Source organism: Cryptosporangium sp. NPDC051539 (assembly GCF_044454545.1).
Classification (GTDB): Bacteria; Actinomycetota; Actinomycetes; order Mycobacteriales; family Cryptosporangiaceae; genus Cryptosporangium.
Genome location: NZ_JBITDV010000004.1, coordinates 385785 through 400504, shown reverse-complemented (window position 1 = coordinate 400504; position 14720 = coordinate 385785). Strand labels below are relative to the sequence as shown.

Genomic DNA, 14720 nt, shown 5'->3' with positions numbered 1-14720 from the left:
GGGTCGGAATGGGGTTCATCGTGCCTGCTCCACCCTCGGGTGGAGAACCGTGTTGCCGGTGGTTGTTGCGCGAACCTCAGGCGATGGCACGATGGACTCCATGACCGCTCCCCTGGTCGCTCCGGCGGAGGCCCCGAGCACCGTAGAAAGGCCCGAGCAGCAGAAGCCGTGGGTCACTGTCGTCTGGGACGACCCGGTCAATTTGATGTCGTACGTGACGTACGTGTTCCAGAAGCTCTTCGGCTACGACAAGCCCAGAGCCACCCAGCTGATGCTCGACGTCCACCACAAGGGCCGTGCGGTGGTGTCGTCCGGCACGCGGGAGCGGATGGAACACGACGTCGCCCGCCTGCACTCCCACGGCCTCTGGGCCACGCTGCAGCAGGACTGAGATGACCTACGGCTTCATACGTTCGCAGAACGCATTCACGCTCCGGCTCAGCGCCGAGGAGGCGCAGGCGGTCGGGCTCGTCGTCGCGCAGGTCGCGGGCCTGATCCAGGCCGGAGACCGGCGCGGCGTCATGAGCCTGGAGCTCGGGCCGTCGTCGCTCGGCCGGTCCGAGCCGCTCGGACGCGATCCGTTCGACTTCAGCGGTCCGGTTCCGGGCGACGTCTTCGACGACTTCGACGCGGTGGAGCAGACCCCGGACGACGACCCCGGGACCGACGCCGGTGCCGATCCGGTGCTGGCCCGCCTCTTCCCGGACGGATATCGCAACGACCCCGACGCGGCGGCCGAGCTGCGCAGCCTGACCGAATCGTCGCTGCGGGAGCAGAAGATCGGCAACGCGGGCGTGATCCTCGACGACCTGCCGTTCGAAGGCGGCGAGATCCGCCTCGAACCGGAGCGGGCCGAAGCCTGGTTGCTGGCGCTGAACGACGCCCGGCTGATGCTGGGAACCGCGCTGGAGATCGAGGCCGAGACCGACCCGGTGGCCGAGTTGGACGCCGCCGCGGGCGCCGATCCGACCGGTGCGCGGGTTTTGGGGCTTTCGCTCTACCAGTTTCTCACCGGTCTCCAGGCCAGCCTGGTGGATGCCATCAACCCGGAGTGATGCACGTCCTGTCTGAGGATGGGTGCGCTAGGTACGCTGGTGGCCGTGTTGACTCTGGACCGGGCTCTGTACGACGCCATCGTGGCGCATGCCCGTCGTGACCACCCCGATGAGGCGTGCGGCGTGGTGGCGGGCCCGGCCGGCAGTGACCGGCCTGCCCGGTTCATCCCGATGTTGAACGCCGCGCGGTCGCCGACGTTCTACGAGTTCGACTCGACCGACCTGCTCAAGCTGTACCGGGATTTGGACGACCGGGACGAAGAGCCCGTCGTCATCTATCACTCGCACACCGCGACCGAGGCGTACCCGTCCCGCACGGACATCTCGTACGCCAACGAGCCGGGTGCGCACTACGTCCTGGTTTCTACCCGGGATGACGTGGACGTCGAATTCCGCTCCTACCGCATCGTCGACGGTGTGGTGACCGAGGAGCCGGTGGAGATCGGATGACGCCCACGCAGTCGTACCTGTTCGCGCACACACCGGTCGAAGTCGTCTACGACTGTCGCTGCCGCTGAGACCTACCCGTGCCGGCCGCTACGTGTGCGGTCCGGCGCGCGGGGAATCACCGCCCGGAGTGTCGTCGTTCACGGGTCGTGTCTGCCGGGCCCCCGCCGGCTGTCATCCAGTCACTTCCAGGAGATTCAATGGCGATCGAAGTTCGAATTCCGACCATTCTGCGCACCTACACCGGTGGCGAGAAGACCGTCCAGGGTGATGGCGCGACGCTTCAGGCGCTCATCGCCGACCTCGACGGCAAGTACCCGGGCCTGCGCGGCCGTCTGGTGACCGACACCGGCACGCTGCACCGCTTCGTGAACGTCTACGTCAACGACGAGGACGTGCGGTTCACCGGTGCGCTCGACACCGGCCTGAAGGACGGCGACTCGGTGACCGTGCTGCCCGCGGTGGCCGGGGGCTGACGTCGTCGCGGGGGCCTTCGGGCCCCCGCTTCTTCTCGGGAGGGAAGTCATGGCCAGGTACGAATCGCTGCTCGATGCGCTCGGTGAAACACCACTCGTCGGTCTGCCGCGGCTCTCGCCGAGCGATGACGTCCGCCTGTGGGCGAAGCTCGAAGACCGTAACCCGACCGGTTCGGTCAAGGACCGCCCGGCGCTGTACATGGTCAACCAGGCCGAGCAGGAGGGTCTGCTCCGGCCGGGAGACACGATCCTCGAGCCGACGAGCGGCAACACCGGCATCTCGCTGGCGATGGCGGCCAAGCTCAAGGGCTACCGGCTGATCTGCGTGATGCCCGAGAACACCTCGATCGAGCGCAGGCAGCTGCTCGGCATGTACGGGGCCGAGATCATCTCGTCGCCGGCCGCGGGCGGGTCGAACCAGGCCGTGGCGATGGCCAAGCAGCTGGCCGAGGAACACCCCGACTGGAAGATGCTCTACCAGTACGGCAACCCGGCGAACGCGCGCGCGCACTACGAGACGACCGGTCCGGAGATCCTGCGCGACTGTCCGTCCATCACCCACTTCGTGGCGGGGCTGGGAACGACCGGCACCTTGATGGGAACCGGGCGGTACCTGCGCGAGAAGGTGCCGGACGTCCAGATCATCGCGGCCGAGCCGCGTTACGGCGAGCTCGTCTACGGGCTCCGCAACATCGACGAGGGCTTCGTGCCGGAGCTGTACGACGCCAGCGTGCTGACGACCCGGTTCTCGGTCGGTCCGCGCGACGCGCTGCTGCGCACCCGGCAGCTGATCGAGGTCGAGGGCATCTTCGCCGGTATCTCGACCGGGGCGATCCTGCACGCGGCGCTGGCGACCGCGCACAAGGCGCAGAAGGCCGGCCAGCACGCCGACATCGTGTTCATCGTCGCGGACGGCGGCTGGAAGTACCTGTCGACCGGCGCCTACGCCGGCACCCTGGCCGAAGCCGAAGCCGCCCTCGAGGGTCAGCTGTGGGCTTAGGCCGCGTCTCAAAGGCCAGCAGCCCGCCGGTCGCCGCCTGGCCCACGCCCACGGCGACCTGAACCTTTGAAAGGCGGCCTTAGTACTGCAACGGCATTCGGCACGGGACCGGCCGGTCCGGCATCCAGGTCGTGTCACGGGGTCCCATGATCTGGACTCCGTCTCGTCGACTGGGACGACCCGTCTGATTCCCGCACCAAGCCCGGGCTGTGTGGCTGGTCATGGGTGAATCATTCGGGGAACGCCGAGATCGATGGAACATCACCCACGCGAGAGCACCAGCAACTTTCCATCGATAACCATTTCCGCTGGACCGGGGCATCGGGCCGCGGCCTACTGTCGTTGCCGTACTAGGCCGGAGGGCCGAACTTCACCGGGACGCCGTCGCTGAAGAGAACTGACGGTGGCGGACCCTCGACGGCAAGGCCGGCGGCGCTGAGCACGGTCTCGTCGAGGTGTTCGAGCGTCGCCGTGCGTAGCGGCCAGGCGGGGTGTTCGTTCGGCAGGTAGATCGTCGTGCCGCGCCGGCTGGTGTGCAGCCCCCAGCGCGCGGTGAGGAAGTCGTTGAGCGGGTCCTTCGGCGCCGGACCTCCCGGTACCACCGTGAACGCGGCCCTCGGTCCGGCGTCGGGCCAGCGCCGACGGCTCCGGTACGTGTACGCGCCGTCGCCGGAGCGCTCGACCGACATCTTCGACCACACGTAGTTCAGCCCCAGCGCGACCCGCCCGACCACCACGGGCAGTAGCCGCGCGGCGTCCAAGGAACGGAACACCACCCCGCGGCGCCCGGCGTCGTCCACCGAGTACAGGCGGACGTTCGTCTCCGCGAACCGCCCGAAGTACGGGACGCCGGCCCCGAGCCCGACCCGGTCCATCCGGAAGCCGATCAACCCGACGTACGTCACGCCGTCGAGCGTGTCGGGCCGGGTGCCGGCCGGAAGCAGCGGCGCCACCACGGCCGGATCCACCGGCCAGTGCAGGAACGCCAACTCGCGCCACCACTGCGTCAGCACCGCCCGGCCGATCGGCCGCGGCGCGGTCGGCGTCACCGGCTCCGCGATCTCCACGGCTCCCAGCGTAACCCCTCGCGCCTTCCCATATATTGGGAAGATAGTCTCGTTATATGGAATCTGGACGACGTTGGGTGGTGCTGGCGGCGGGCGTGGCCGGGATGACGGCCGGGTGCGCGTTCCTCTACGGGCTGCCGTACCTCCTCCCGCGTCTGCGCGCCGACGGCCTCTCGCTGACCCAGGCCGCGATCCTCGTCGCCTGTCCGACGTTCGGCCTGCTCGCGACGCTGGTCGTCTGGGGTGCGCTGGCCGACCGCTACGGCGAGCGGGGCGTCATCGCGCTGGGTCTGGCCGGCGCCGGTGCCGGGTTGCTCGCCGCGTCGGCCGCGCGCGGGCCGGTCGTCCTCGGCGCCGTGCTCGTCGTCGCGGGCGCCGCCGCCGGATCGGTGAACGCGGCCAGCGGACGCCTGATCCTGGGCTGGTTCGGTCCGGCCGAGCGGGGCCTGGCGATGGGCATCCGGCAGATGGCCCAGCCGCTCGGCGTCGCGGTGGCCGCGGTGACGATTCCGGTGCTGAGCTCCACCGGGCGCAACCCCGCGCTGCTGTTCCTGGCCGTCTTCTGCCTGGCCACCGCGGTGCTGATCGCGGTCGTGGTCCGCGATCCGGCGCGGTCGGCCGAGGCCGCGGCCACGACGAACGGCAACCCCTACCGCGCCCCGGTGCTTTGGCGTCTGCACGGCGCCGGTGCGCTGCTGGTGTTCCCGCAGTTCGCGGTGGCCACGTTCGGCCTGGTGTTCCTCGTCGACACCCAGCACTGGGACGCCGCACCGGCCGGGCGCCTGCTCGCGGTCGCGGCCTTCGGGGGAGCGGCGGCCCGGCTGTTCGCCGGGTGGTGGTCGGACCGCGCCGGTAGCCGTACCGGGCCGATGCGCCTCCTGGCCGGGGCCACGGCCGGCGTCCTCGCGGTGCTGGCGCTGGGTGCCGGTGGCGTTCCCGGCGTCACGGTGGTCGCGCTGGTCGCGGCCGCGGTGGTGTCGGTCTCCACGAACGGTCTGTCGTTCACGGCGGTGGCCGAGTACGCCGGACCCGGCTGGGCCGGGCGCGCGCTGGGCATCCACAACACCGGCCAGAACGCCGTCGCCGCGCTCACCGCCCCGATCCTCGGCGCCGTCGTCACCCACGCCGGCTACCCGCCCGCGTTCACCGCCGCCGCCTGCGCCGCGGTGCTGGCGGTCCTCGCGGTGCCCCGGTTGTCGGCGCCCGCCCGCTGACCGTCGTCGGCGTCCGGGAACTCTACGGTCACCCTCGGCGAGGTTCCGCTCGCCGCGGGCGAGGGTTATGGTGACCGCGTCCTTGTACGCGGGAGCTCGCGCCGAAAGCGGGCTGAGAGGGTGGCTGTCCGATCCGGACGGTGCCACCGACCGCTCGAACCTGACCGGGTAATGCCGGCGTAGGGAGCGCTCAGATGAGCCGCATTCTGTCCACGGGTCCGCTGCCGGGCAGCCGCAAGTCCTACCGCGGTGACCTGCACGTACCCGTCCGTGAAATCGAACTGACCACCGGTGAGGTCGTCGAGCGCTACGACACCTCCGGTCCGTACACCGAGCTCGGCTACGTCCCCGATCTCGTCCGTGGCCTGCCCGCGCCGGTCCGGTCCCGCAACCACCCGACCCAGCTCCTCGCCGCCCGCGCGGGGGAGATCACCACCGAGATGGCGTACGTCGCCGCCCGCGAGCACCTGCCGGCCGAACTGGTCCGCGACGAGGTCGCCGCCGGCCGCGCGGTGATTCCCGCCAACGTGAACCACCCCGAGTCCGAGCCGATGATCATCGGTAAACGGTTCCTGGTGAAGGTGAACGCCAACATCGGCACGTCCGCGGTCACGTCGTCCCCGGCCGAAGAAGTCGAGAAGATGGTCTGGGCGACGCGCTGGGGCGCTGACACCGTGATGGACCTGTCGACCGGACCGCGGATCCACGAGACCCGCGAGTGGATCCTCCGCAACTCGCCGGTCCCGATCGGCACCGTCCCGATCTACCAGGCGCTGGAGCGGGTCAACGGTGATCCCACTGCGCTGACCTGGGACGTCTACCGGGACGTCGTCGTGGAGCAGTGCGAGCAGGGCGTCGACTACATGACCGTGCACGCGGGCGTCCGGATGGAGTACGTCCCGCTGACCGTCGGTCGCAAGACCGGCATCGTCTCCCGCGGCGGGTCGATCCTCGCCGCGTGGTGTCTGGCGCACCACCGGGAGAACTTCCTGTACACGCACTTCGATGCGCTCTGCGAGATCCTCCGTGCGTACGACGTGACGTTCTCGCTGGGCGACGGCCTGCGTCCGGGTTCGGTCCACGACGCCAACGACGACGCTCAACTCGCCGAACTGCGCACGCTGGGAGAGCTGACGAAGGTCGCGAAACAGCACGGCGTGCAGACGATGATCGAAGGCCCCGGGCACGTGCCGATGGACAAGATCGCCGAGAACGTCCGGCTGCAGCAGGAGTGGTGCGACGAGGCGCCGTTCTACACGCTCGGTCCGCTCGCGACCGACGTCGCGCCGGGGTACGACCACATCACGTCGGCGATCGGCGCGGCGATGATCGCCTGGCACGGCACCGCGATGCTCTGTTACGTCACGCCGAAGGAGCATCTCGGGCTGCCGGACCGGGACGACGTCAAGGCCGGGGTGATCGCGTACAAGATCGCGGCGCACGCGGCCGACGTAGCCAAGGGCCACCCCGGTGCGCGGGCGCACGACGATCAGCTCTCCGACGCGCGCTTCGAGTTCCGCTGGGCCGATCAGTTCGCGCTGGCGCTCGACCCCGAGACCGCGCAGTCGTTCCACGACGAAACGCTGCCGGCCGCGCCGGCCAAGACCGCGCATTTCTGTTCGATGTGCGGTCCGAAGTTCTGCTCGATGCGCATCTCCCACGACCTGCGAACGACCTATGCGGACGAGATCCGGCGCGCCGCCGGAGCGCTCGCGCCCCGAACGGACGCCGTGCCGGGCGCCCAGCCGGATGCCGTGCCAGGCGCTCAGCCGGACGCCGTGCCGGGCGCCACCAGCGCGGAGGTGGCGTACGCCGAGGCGGGAATGGCCGCGATGTCGGCGGAGTTCCGGGCCGCGGGCAGCCGGATCTACCTCCCTCTCGAGCCGCGGACAGGCGATTCGCCCGAGCCGCGGGCCGAGGGGTCGGTCGGGCCGCGGGGTGAGGGGTGAGCCGGCCGGCGGTGGCGATGACGGTCGCGGGGTCGGACTCCGGGGGCGGGGCCGGGATGCAGGCCGACCTGCACACGTTCGCCGCGTTCGGGGTGCACGGCACCACCGCGGTCACGGCGGTGACCGTGCAGAACACCGTCGGAGTGAGCGGCGTCCACGAGATCCCGCCGGCGATCGTCGCCGAGCAGATCCGGGTGGTCGTCGAGGACCTTCGCCCGACCGCGGTCAAGACCGGGATGCTGGCGTCCGCGCCGATCATCCTCGCGATCGGAGCCGCGTTCCGCCGGCACGGCATCGGGCGTGACGGGACGATCCCGCTGGTGCTCGATCCGGTGTGCGCGTCGATGCACGGCCACGCGCTGCTGCGCCCGGACGCGCTCGCCGCCCTGCGGGACATGTTCGCGCTGGCGACGGTCGTCACGCCGAACCTCGACGAGACCGAGCTGCTGGTGGGAACGCGCGACCAGCCGGCCGCAGCCCGGGCGTTGCTGGCGCTCGGGCCGCGATACGCGCTGGTGAAGGGCGGGCACGGCACCGGGCCGCGTAGCCGTGACCTGCTGACCGACGGGTCCACCGAGCTCTGGCTGGACGCCGCCCGGATCGAGACCGGCAACACCCACGGCAGCGGCGACACGCTCGCGGCCGCGATCACCGCCCGCCTGGCGCTGGGTGATTCCCTCACCGTCGCGGTCGAGACCGCCAAGCGCTACGTGACCCGAGCCGTCGCGGCCGGCTACTCGGTCGGAGCCGGCCACGGCCCGGTAGGCCACCCCCCGGCCCACGAGTCGACGCCCCCCTCCGACCCGGCAGCCCCCGGCGGCCCGGCGTTCCTGAGTGGTGCGGCGGTCTCCGGTGGCGGGGCGGTCTCCGGTGGTGGTTCGGCGGCCTCTGGTGGCGGGGCGGCATCCGGCGCGGCGGGGGCGGGCGCGCGGGTCGAGGCGGGCCCGTGACGGGAGGTCCGGCCCGCGGGGATGGGCCTCGGGTCACCGTCGTCGGGGCGGGGGTCATCGGGCTGTCCAGTGCGTGGGCGCTGGCCCGGGCCGGGGCCGCGGTCACGGTGATCGACCCCGACCCTTCGCAGGGCGCGAGTCCGGTCGCCGCCGGGATGCTCGCGCCGATCGCCGAGGCTCACCCGACCGAACCGGCGCTCCTCGCGGCGGGACGGCTGGCCGTCGAAGCGTGGCCCGAGTTCGCCGAGGCACTCGCCGCGACCGGCGTCGACCCCGGCTACCGGACGACCGGCACGCTCGTCGTGGGGTACACCGCCGGCGACCTCGACGCGCTCGACGACCTGGCCGCCCGCCTGGCCGGCCTGGGCGTCGACGTCGAGCGGCTGACCGGCACGGAGGCGCGCCGGGCCGAGCCCGCACTGGCCCCTGGCGTCCGCGGAGCCCTGGACGTCCCCGGCGACCACAGCGTCGACAACCGCGCGCTCCTGCGCGCGCTCCGCGCCGCCACCGACGCCGCCGGCGTCACCTTCCGGACCACCCCGGCCGCCCGCACGGCCCCGCCCGCCGAGGCCGGCGGCGGCGCCGCACCCGGGGCCGCGACCGACGCGCGCGACCCCGACCGCGTCACCGTGACCGCCGCCGGGGCCTGGACGCCTCGGCTCCTGCCCGCGTTCGACGGCGCGGTCCGCCCGGTTCGCGGCGAGATCCTGCGGCTCGCCGCCACGCGCACCACCCCGACGCTGACCCGCACGATCCGCGCACTCGTCGACGGGCGTGGCGTCTACCTGGTGCCCCGGGCGACCGGTGAGCTCGTGATCGGCGCGACCCAGGACGAGGTCGGCTTCGATCGCACGGTCACCGCGGGCGGTGTCCACCGGCTGCTCGCCGACGCCCGCCGGGTCCTGCCTGCCGTCGACGAGTACGCGCTCGTCGAAACGTCGGCCGGGCTGCGGCCGGTGAGCACCGACGGCGCTCCGATCGTCGGACGCCTCGGCGACGGCTTCGTCGCGACCGGGCACGGCCGCAACGGGATCCTGTTCGCCCCGCTCACCGCGGCCCTGGTCGCGTACCTGGTGGCCGGTGCCGGCCCGGCCCCCGACCCGCTGGTCGCCGCGGCTTTCGCACCCTCGCGATTCGCGTCCGCCGGAATTCGATGATCCATTCAGGACCGGACGGGGTACAGCCGATGACGACGTTACGGGTGAACGGCCGAGAGGTCGACGTGAGCGATCCGACCGTCGCGGCGGTCGTCCAGCACGTGACGCAGCGCCCGGCGGGATTCGCCCAGGGCGTCGCGGTGGCGGTCAACGGCGAGGTGGTGCCGCGCGGCGGCTGGGCCCGGGTCCGGCTCGCCGACGGCGACACCGTCGAGGTGATCACCGCTGTGCAAGGTGGATGACGGCAACGAAGGAGGGGACAGATGACGGTCTCGGTTACCGATACGTTGGTCATCGCCGGGAAGCCACTCGCATCCCGGCTCATCATGGGAACCGGAGGCGGCTCGATCAGCCTCGCGACGCTCGGCGAGGCGTTACGCGCCTCCGGCACGGTCCTCACCACGGTCTCGATGCGCCGGGTCGACCCGGCGTCCGGGCTGGGCGTGTCTCCGCTGCTCCGGGAGTACGGCATCGAGCCGCTGCCGAACACCGCGGGGTGCCGCACGGCCCCCGAGGCCGTGCTCACCGCGCAGCTCGGACGGGACGCGCTGGAGACCGACTGGGTGAAGCTCGAGGTGGTCGCCGACGACCGGACGCTGCTCCCGGACCCGGTGGAGCTGCTCGTCGCCGCCGAACAGCTGGTCGCGGACGGGTTCACCGTCCTGCCGTACACGAACGACGATCCGATCCTGGCCCGCCGGCTCGCCGACGTCGGGTGTTCGGCGGTCATGCCGCTCGGGTCGCCGATCGGGTCCGGGCTCGGCATCCGTAACCCGCACAACCTCGCGCTGATCGTCGAGGAGGCGACGGTTCCGGTCATTCTCGACGCCGGGATCGGCACCGCGAGCGACGCCGCCCAGGCGATGGAGCTCGGCTGCGACGGCGTCCTGCTCGCGACCGCGGTCACCGGCGCCCGCGACCCGGTCGCGATGGCCACCGCGATGCGCCTCGCGGTCGAGGCCGGCCGTCTGGCCTACCGGGCCGGCCGGGCTCCCCGCCGCTGGTACGCCCAGGCCTCCTCGCCTCCGGTGCCGTGATCGACCGACGGGAACGGCTGGCGGGCGCGCGGTTGTACCTCTGCACGGCCGACCGGCCCGACCTGGCCGAATTCGTCGACGCCGCCCTCGCGGGCGGCGTCGACGTCGTGCAGCTGCGCGAGAAGGACATCGAGGCCCGCACCGAGCTCCGGCGGCTCGCGCTGCTGCGTGAGCTCTGTGACCGGCACGGCGCCCTGCTCGCCGTCAACGACCGCGCCGACGTCGCCGCGGCCGCCGGAGCCGACGTCCTCCACCTCGGCCAGGACGACCTCCCGGTCCCGGTCGCCCGCCGGATCCTCGGTGACGACGTCCTGATCGGACGCTCGACCCACTCGGCCCGGCAGGCCCGGGAGGCCGCCCGGGAACCCGGCGTCGACTACTTCTGCACCGGCCCCTGCTGGGAGACCCCCACCAAGCCCGGTCGCCCCGCCGCCGGCCTGGGCCTGGTCCGGGAGACCGCGGCCGCCGCACCCGAACGCCCCTGGTTCGCGATCGGCGGCATCGACGAGCCCCGAGTGGCCGAGGTGAAAGCCGCCGGCGCGACGAGAATCGTCGTCGTCCGTGCGCTCACCGGAGCCGACGAGCCGAAAGCCGCGGCCCAGCGTCTCCGCGGTGCGCTGACCGCGGAGTAGTGCGGATCAGACGCCGGCGTCGTGGGCGAGCAGCGCCAGCTGCACGCGGTTGTTCAGCCCCAGCCGGGTGAGGATCCGCGACACGTGCGCCTTCACCGTGGCGATGCTCATGAACAGCTCGGTGCCGATCTCCGCGTTCGACGCACCCCGCCCCACCGCCGCAGCGACCTCCCGCTCCCGCGGGCTGAGCTGCTCCAGCGCCCGCAGCGCGGACGTCTTCCGCGCGTCGACCCCGGACTCGGCGACGTGCGCGATCAGCTGACGCGTAACGGTGGGGGAGAGCATCGGCTCCCCGGCCGCGACCGCCCGGATCGCCCGCACGATCTCGGCCGGCGCGGTGTCTTTGAGCAGGAACCCGCCGGCTCCGGAGCGCAGCGCGCGCAGCACGTACTCGTCCGCGTCGAACGTCGTCAGGACGATGACCTCGGGCGCGTCGGGCGTCCGGCGTAGTGCTTCGGTGGCGGCCAGCCCGTCTTGCCGGGGCATCCGGATGTCCATCAGGACGACGTCCGGCCGGACGCTCCGGACCGCGGCGGGGACCTCGACGCCGTCGGAGGCCTCGCCGACGACCTGCAGGTCGTCGGTCCCCGCCAGGATCATCGTCAGTCCGGCCCGCACCAGCGGATCGTCGTCCACGATCAGCACCCGGGTCATTGTCCTCCGCTCCAGGGCAGCCAGGCAGTCAGCCGGAAGTCGCCGCCGGTCGACGGACCGTGCTCGAGCCGCCCGCCGACGAGCCCGACGCGCTCGCCCAACCCGATGATGCCGGTTCCGGCGCCGGGGATCGCGGTCTCGGCCGGACGCAGCGGCAGCCAGTTCCGCACCTCGACCGACAGGCCGTCGATTCGGTCGCCGCTCACCGTGACCCGCACCGCGGCGCCGAGCGCGTGCTTCCGTGCGTTCGTCAGTCCTTCCTGGATGACCCGGTAGGCGGTCCGCCCGATCACCGCGGGCACCGCGTCCGGGTCGTCCACCCGGACGTCGAGGTCGATCGTGGTGCCGGCCCGGCGGGCCTCGGTGACCAGCGCGGGCACGTCGCCCAGCGTCGGCTGCGGGCGGTCGTGCTCGACGTCGGAGCTGCCGTCGCGGAGGACGCCGATGACGTCCCGGAGTTCCTGCAGGGCCTGGTGGGCGCTGGTGCGGATCACCCCGGCGGCGCCGGCGATCTCGTCGGGCGGAGCGTCCGGACGGAATTCCAGCGCGCCGGCGTGCAGGCTGAGCAGCGAGATCCGGTGGGCGAGGACGTCGTGCATCTCGCGCGCGATCCGGGTGCGTTCGAGCTGGCGGGCCTGCTCGATCCGGCGGCTCTGCTCCTCCTCGGCCCGGCGGGCGCGTCCGCGCAGCGAGGCGATCAGCGCGCGGCGGGCCCGGATGAAGCTGCCCCAGGCGACCAGCCCGCCGGCCAGCAGCACGACGATCGTCAGCGTCACCCAGTACGGCAGATTCGGCGCCGGGCGGATCACGCCGAAGAGCGCGCCGGACACGACGAAGACCCCGGCGGCCAGCGCGACGACCCGCGGCCGGCACCGGACCGCCACGGTCAGCAACGCGATGCCCTGCGCGATGCTGATCAGCTGGGAGACCGTGCTCAGCACCGAGATCAGCACCGAGATCTCGATCGCCCAGCGGCGCCGCCACCAGATCAGCACCGCCCCGAGCGACGCCAGCACGAGGTCGGCGCGCTGGAGGAGCTCGTCCTGCGGGGCGCGACCGGTGGCGAGCAGCACCCAGAACAGGGCCGGGAACGCCGCCGCCGCGAGCACGCAGACGACGTCGATCGCGCGTTCCCGGCCCGCCGGGACGAACTCGGGCCGGTCGGCGGCGAGCGACCGGAGCATCGCCTCGGTGCTCGCGAGGGCGGCGTCCGCGTTCGGATTGCTCGCCGACCCCATAGGGGCAGGCTACGACCGCGGGCGTCGGGCCCGATACCGACCAAAGTTCATCCGGTCTGCGACTTCGGCTATCCGCCGTAGCCTTCCGGGCGACGCCCGAGGACGTCGCCGGGCGCGACGCTTTCCCGCATGATCACGGTGGATCGACTCACGAAGACGTACGGCTCACGCGGAGCCTTCAAAGCGGTGGACGACATCTCGTTCCGCTGCGAACCCGGTAGCGTCACCGGCTTCCTCGGGCCCAACGGGGCCGGCAAGTCGACGACGCTGCGCATGATCTGCGGCCTCACACCGCCGACGTCCGGGAGCGCGACGATCGGCGGTCTGCCCTACCGGGAACTGCCGAACCCCGGCCGGGAGGTCGGAGTGCTGCTCGACGCGTCCGCGCAGCACGCCGGCCGGAGCGGGCACGAGACGCTGGCCGTCTCGGCCCGCGTCCTCGGCGTGGACGGAAAGCGCGTCGGCGAACTGCTCGAGCGGGTCGGGCTACCGCGGGTCGCGGCGAGCCGCCGGGTGGGCGCGTACTCCCTCGGGATGCGGCAGCGCCTCGGCCTGGCGAACGCCCTGCTCGGCGACCCGACCGTGCTGATACTCGACGAGCCGGCGAACGGCCTCGACCCCGAGGGCATCTACTGGATGCGCGGCCTGCTGCGCGAGTTCGCCGACCGCGGCGGCACGGTGCTGCTCTCCTCGCACCTGCTGCGCGAGATCGAGGTCATCGCCGATCACCTCGTCGTGATCGGCAGCGGCCGGGTCGTCGCCCAGGGCACCAAGGCCGACCTGCTCCGGGCCGCGGGGGTCCGGGTGCGGGCCACCGACGCGACGGCCCTCCGGGCGGCGCTGGAGACCGCCGCCCTGACCGTGACCGAGCATCCCGACGGGAGCTTCGACGTGGACGCCGAGGCCGAGGCGGTCGGACGGGCGGCCTCGCTCGGCGGGGTCGTGCTCACCGAGCTCCGGCCGGTGGACGGAAGCGGTCTGGAAGAGATGTTCCTCCAGCTCACGGCAGCGACAACCACGGGAAAGGCTGCAGCATGACCGCGATCGCGGAACCGGAGACCCGTACGCACGACGTGACGGCCGGGAAGAGGCCGTCGCTGGGGCGGCTCACGCTCGTGGAGCTGCGCAAGATGGCCGACACCCGGGCCGGGCGCTGGCTGCTCGCCAGCGTCGGGCTGGTGACGATGGGGCTGGTGCTGATCCGGCTGTTCGCCGGGTCGTCCGACACCCGGACCGCGGACGAGTTCTTCGCCTTCGCGCTGGCCGGTTCGGGGTTGCTGCTGCCGGTGCTGGGGATCCTCGCGGTGACCAGCGAGTGGAACCAGCGGACGTCGCTGGTGACGTTCACGCTGGTGCCGAAACGCGAGCGGGTGCTCCTCGCCAAGGTCCTGGCCGCGGTCGCGATCGCACTGGCATCGGTGGCCGTGGCGGTGGCGGTGGCCGTGCTCGGGAACGTCGCGGCGGATCTGCTCGGGCGCGGCGGGGGCTGGGACCTCGGCGTCGCCGATGTGGCCTACGGGATTGTGTACCAGACCATCAACATGCTGATGGGGATCGCGTTCGGGGCGCTGCTGCTGGCGTCGGGGCTGGCGATCGTGCTGTATTTCGTGATCCCGACGGCGTGGTCGATTCTCGGGGAGGCGGTGTCGGCGCTGCGGGACGCGGCCGGGTGGCTCGACCTCAGCGTGACGACCAATCCGCTGCTCACGGACTCGATGACGGGGGGAAGCTGGGGCCGCCTGGCCACGTCGGTAGCGGTCTGGGTCGCCGTGCCGCTGGCCGCGGGAACCGTCCGGGTCCTGCGCCACGAGGTCAAGTAGGCGCGGAACTGTCCGACCCGGGGT

At 72.3% G+C, this 14720-nt stretch carries 17 protein-coding genes and 1 riboswitch; of the genes, 14 read left to right on the top strand and 3 right to left on the bottom strand.

Annotation, left to right across the window (positions count from 1 at the left end):
• Positions 1-100 precede the first annotated feature (100 nt).
• The 5 genes from clpS (at position 101) to ACIBZJ_RS15480 (ending at position 2978) form a co-directional block, all read left to right on the top strand.
• A complete protein-coding gene (gene clpS, locus ACIBZJ_RS15500) occupies positions 101-391 on the top strand; it encodes an ATP-dependent Clp protease adapter ClpS (protein ID WP_395929822.1) in 291 nt (96 codons plus the stop codon).
• A gap of 1 nt (position 392) precedes the next feature.
• Positions 393-1055 carry a DUF2017 family protein gene (locus tag ACIBZJ_RS15495; protein ID WP_395929820.1) on the top strand — a complete coding sequence of 221 codons (663 nt, stop codon included), beginning with the start codon at positions 393-395 and terminating at the stop codon, positions 1053-1055.
• 45 nt (positions 1056-1100) lie between these two features.
• Positions 1101-1505: a Mov34/MPN/PAD-1 family protein gene (locus ACIBZJ_RS15490; RefSeq protein ID WP_395929818.1), complete on the top strand. Its 405-nt coding sequence runs from the start codon at positions 1101-1103 to the stop codon at positions 1503-1505.
• 197 nt (positions 1506-1702) lie between these two features.
• Complete coding sequence (locus ACIBZJ_RS15485) at positions 1703-1978, top strand: MoaD family protein (protein WP_395929815.1); 276 nt, start codon at positions 1703-1705, stop codon at positions 1976-1978.
• A 49-nt stretch (positions 1979-2027) separates the two neighbouring features.
• The gene (locus tag ACIBZJ_RS15480; protein WP_395929813.1) at positions 2028-2978 is read left to right on the top strand and encodes a PLP-dependent cysteine synthase family protein; all 951 of its coding nucleotides are present in this window, start codon (positions 2028-2030) and stop codon (positions 2976-2978) included.
• A 350-nt stretch (positions 2979-3328) separates the two neighbouring features.
• Here ACIBZJ_RS15480 and ACIBZJ_RS15475 read toward each other — a convergent pair whose 3' ends face one another.
• Entirely contained in the window at positions 3329-4045 is a 717-nt protein-coding gene (locus tag ACIBZJ_RS15475) for a YqjF family protein (protein ID WP_395929811.1), read from the bottom strand.
• 56 nt (positions 4046-4101) lie between these two features.
• Between ACIBZJ_RS15475 and ACIBZJ_RS15470 the strand changes: the two genes are divergently transcribed.
• The 7 genes from ACIBZJ_RS15470 to thiE all read left to right on the top strand — a co-directional run bounded on the left by ACIBZJ_RS15470 (position 4102) and on the right by thiE (position 10984).
• A complete protein-coding gene (locus ACIBZJ_RS15470) occupies positions 4102-5259 on the top strand; it encodes an MFS transporter (RefSeq protein WP_395929809.1) in 1158 nt (385 codons plus the stop codon).
• Between the two features lie 78 nt (positions 5260-5337).
• A riboswitch (TPP riboswitch) is annotated at positions 5338-5462 on the top strand.
• Positions 5454-7208 (top strand): phosphomethylpyrimidine synthase ThiC, encoded by a 1755-nt coding sequence (gene thiC / locus ACIBZJ_RS15465; protein ID WP_395929806.1) that lies wholly within the window; start codon positions 5454-5456, stop codon positions 7206-7208. It overlaps the preceding riboswitch by 9 nt.
• A complete protein-coding gene (gene thiD / locus ACIBZJ_RS15460) occupies positions 7205-8158 on the top strand; it encodes a bifunctional hydroxymethylpyrimidine kinase/phosphomethylpyrimidine kinase (protein ID WP_395929803.1) in 954 nt (317 codons plus the stop codon). Before thiC ends, thiD begins: the two co-directional genes overlap by 4 nt.
• Positions 8155-9315 carry a glycine oxidase ThiO gene (gene thiO / locus ACIBZJ_RS15455; protein ID WP_395929801.1) on the top strand — a complete coding sequence of 387 codons (1161 nt, stop codon included), beginning with the start codon at positions 8155-8157 and terminating at the stop codon, positions 9313-9315. The genes thiD and thiO overlap by 4 nt, the downstream gene beginning before the upstream one ends.
• Positions 9316-9344: 29 nt before the next feature.
• A complete protein-coding gene (thiS, locus tag ACIBZJ_RS15450; protein WP_395929799.1) occupies positions 9345-9557 on the top strand; it encodes a sulfur carrier protein ThiS in 213 nt (70 codons plus the stop codon).
• 21 nt (positions 9558-9578) lie between these two features.
• Complete coding sequence (locus tag ACIBZJ_RS15445; protein WP_395929797.1) at positions 9579-10352, top strand: thiazole synthase; 774 nt, start codon at positions 9579-9581, stop codon at positions 10350-10352.
• Entirely contained in the window at positions 10352-10984 is a 633-nt protein-coding gene (gene thiE, locus ACIBZJ_RS15440) for a thiamine phosphate synthase (protein WP_395930244.1), read from the top strand. Before ACIBZJ_RS15445 ends, thiE begins: the two co-directional genes overlap by 1 nt.
• Positions 10985-10990: 6 nt before the next feature.
• On the opposite strand, the gene ACIBZJ_RS15435 is transcribed toward thiE, so the two are convergent.
• Both ACIBZJ_RS15435 and ACIBZJ_RS15430 read right to left on the bottom strand, forming a co-directional pair.
• On the bottom strand, positions 10991-11638 hold the full coding sequence (locus tag ACIBZJ_RS15435) for a response regulator (RefSeq protein ID WP_395929795.1): 648 nt from the start codon (positions 11636-11638) through the stop codon (positions 10991-10993).
• On the bottom strand, positions 11635-12876 hold the full coding sequence (locus ACIBZJ_RS15430; protein WP_395929793.1) for a sensor histidine kinase: 1242 nt from the start codon (positions 12874-12876) through the stop codon (positions 11635-11637). Before ACIBZJ_RS15430 ends, ACIBZJ_RS15435 begins: the two co-directional genes overlap by 4 nt.
• Positions 12877-13005: 129 nt before the next feature.
• Here ACIBZJ_RS15430 and ACIBZJ_RS15425 point away from each other — a divergent pair, with 129 nt between their 5' ends.
• Positions 13006-13914 carry an ABC transporter ATP-binding protein gene (locus ACIBZJ_RS15425; RefSeq protein ID WP_395929791.1) on the top strand — a complete coding sequence of 303 codons (909 nt, stop codon included), beginning with the start codon at positions 13006-13008 and terminating at the stop codon, positions 13912-13914.
• Entirely contained in the window at positions 13911-14696 is a 786-nt protein-coding gene (locus ACIBZJ_RS15420; protein WP_395929789.1) for an ABC transporter permease, read from the top strand. The genes ACIBZJ_RS15425 and ACIBZJ_RS15420 overlap by 4 nt, the downstream gene beginning before the upstream one ends.
• Positions 14697-14720: the final 24 nt, after the last annotated feature.

Excerpts from the sequence above, each read along its gene's own strand:
- ACIBZJ_RS15435 (WP_395929795.1), bottom strand. The coding sequence starts at position 11,638 with ATGACCCGGGTGCTGATCGTGGACGACGATCCGCTGGTGCGGGCCGGA.
- thiC (WP_395929806.1), top strand. The coding sequence starts at position 5,454 with ATGAGCCGCATTCTGTCCACGGGTCCGCTGCCGGGCAGCCGCAAGTCC.
- ACIBZJ_RS15445 (WP_395929797.1), top strand. The coding sequence starts at position 9,579 with ATGACGGTCTCGGTTACCGATACGTTGGTCATCGCCGGGAAGCCACTC.
- ACIBZJ_RS15495 (WP_395929820.1), top strand. The coding sequence starts at position 393 with ATGACCTACGGCTTCATACGTTCGCAGAACGCATTCACGCTCCGGCTC.
- ACIBZJ_RS15430 (WP_395929793.1), bottom strand. The coding sequence starts at position 12,876 with ATGGGGTCGGCGAGCAATCCGAACGCGGACGCCGCCCTCGCGAGCACC.
- ACIBZJ_RS15480 (WP_395929813.1), top strand. The coding sequence starts at position 2,028 with ATGGCCAGGTACGAATCGCTGCTCGATGCGCTCGGTGAAACACCACTC.
- thiS (WP_395929799.1), top strand. The coding sequence starts at position 9,345 with ATGACGACGTTACGGGTGAACGGCCGAGAGGTCGACGTGAGCGATCCG.
- clpS (WP_395929822.1), top strand. The coding sequence starts at position 101 with ATGACCGCTCCCCTGGTCGCTCCGGCGGAGGCCCCGAGCACCGTAGAA.
- ACIBZJ_RS15470 (WP_395929809.1), top strand. The coding sequence starts at position 4,102 with ATGGAATCTGGACGACGTTGGGTGGTGCTGGCGGCGGGCGTGGCCGGG.
- ACIBZJ_RS15485 (WP_395929815.1), top strand. The coding sequence starts at position 1,703 with ATGGCGATCGAAGTTCGAATTCCGACCATTCTGCGCACCTACACCGGT.
- ACIBZJ_RS15425 (WP_395929791.1), top strand. The coding sequence starts at position 13,006 with ATGATCACGGTGGATCGACTCACGAAGACGTACGGCTCACGCGGAGCC.
- ACIBZJ_RS15420 (WP_395929789.1), top strand. The coding sequence starts at position 13,911 with ATGACCGCGATCGCGGAACCGGAGACCCGTACGCACGACGTGACGGCC.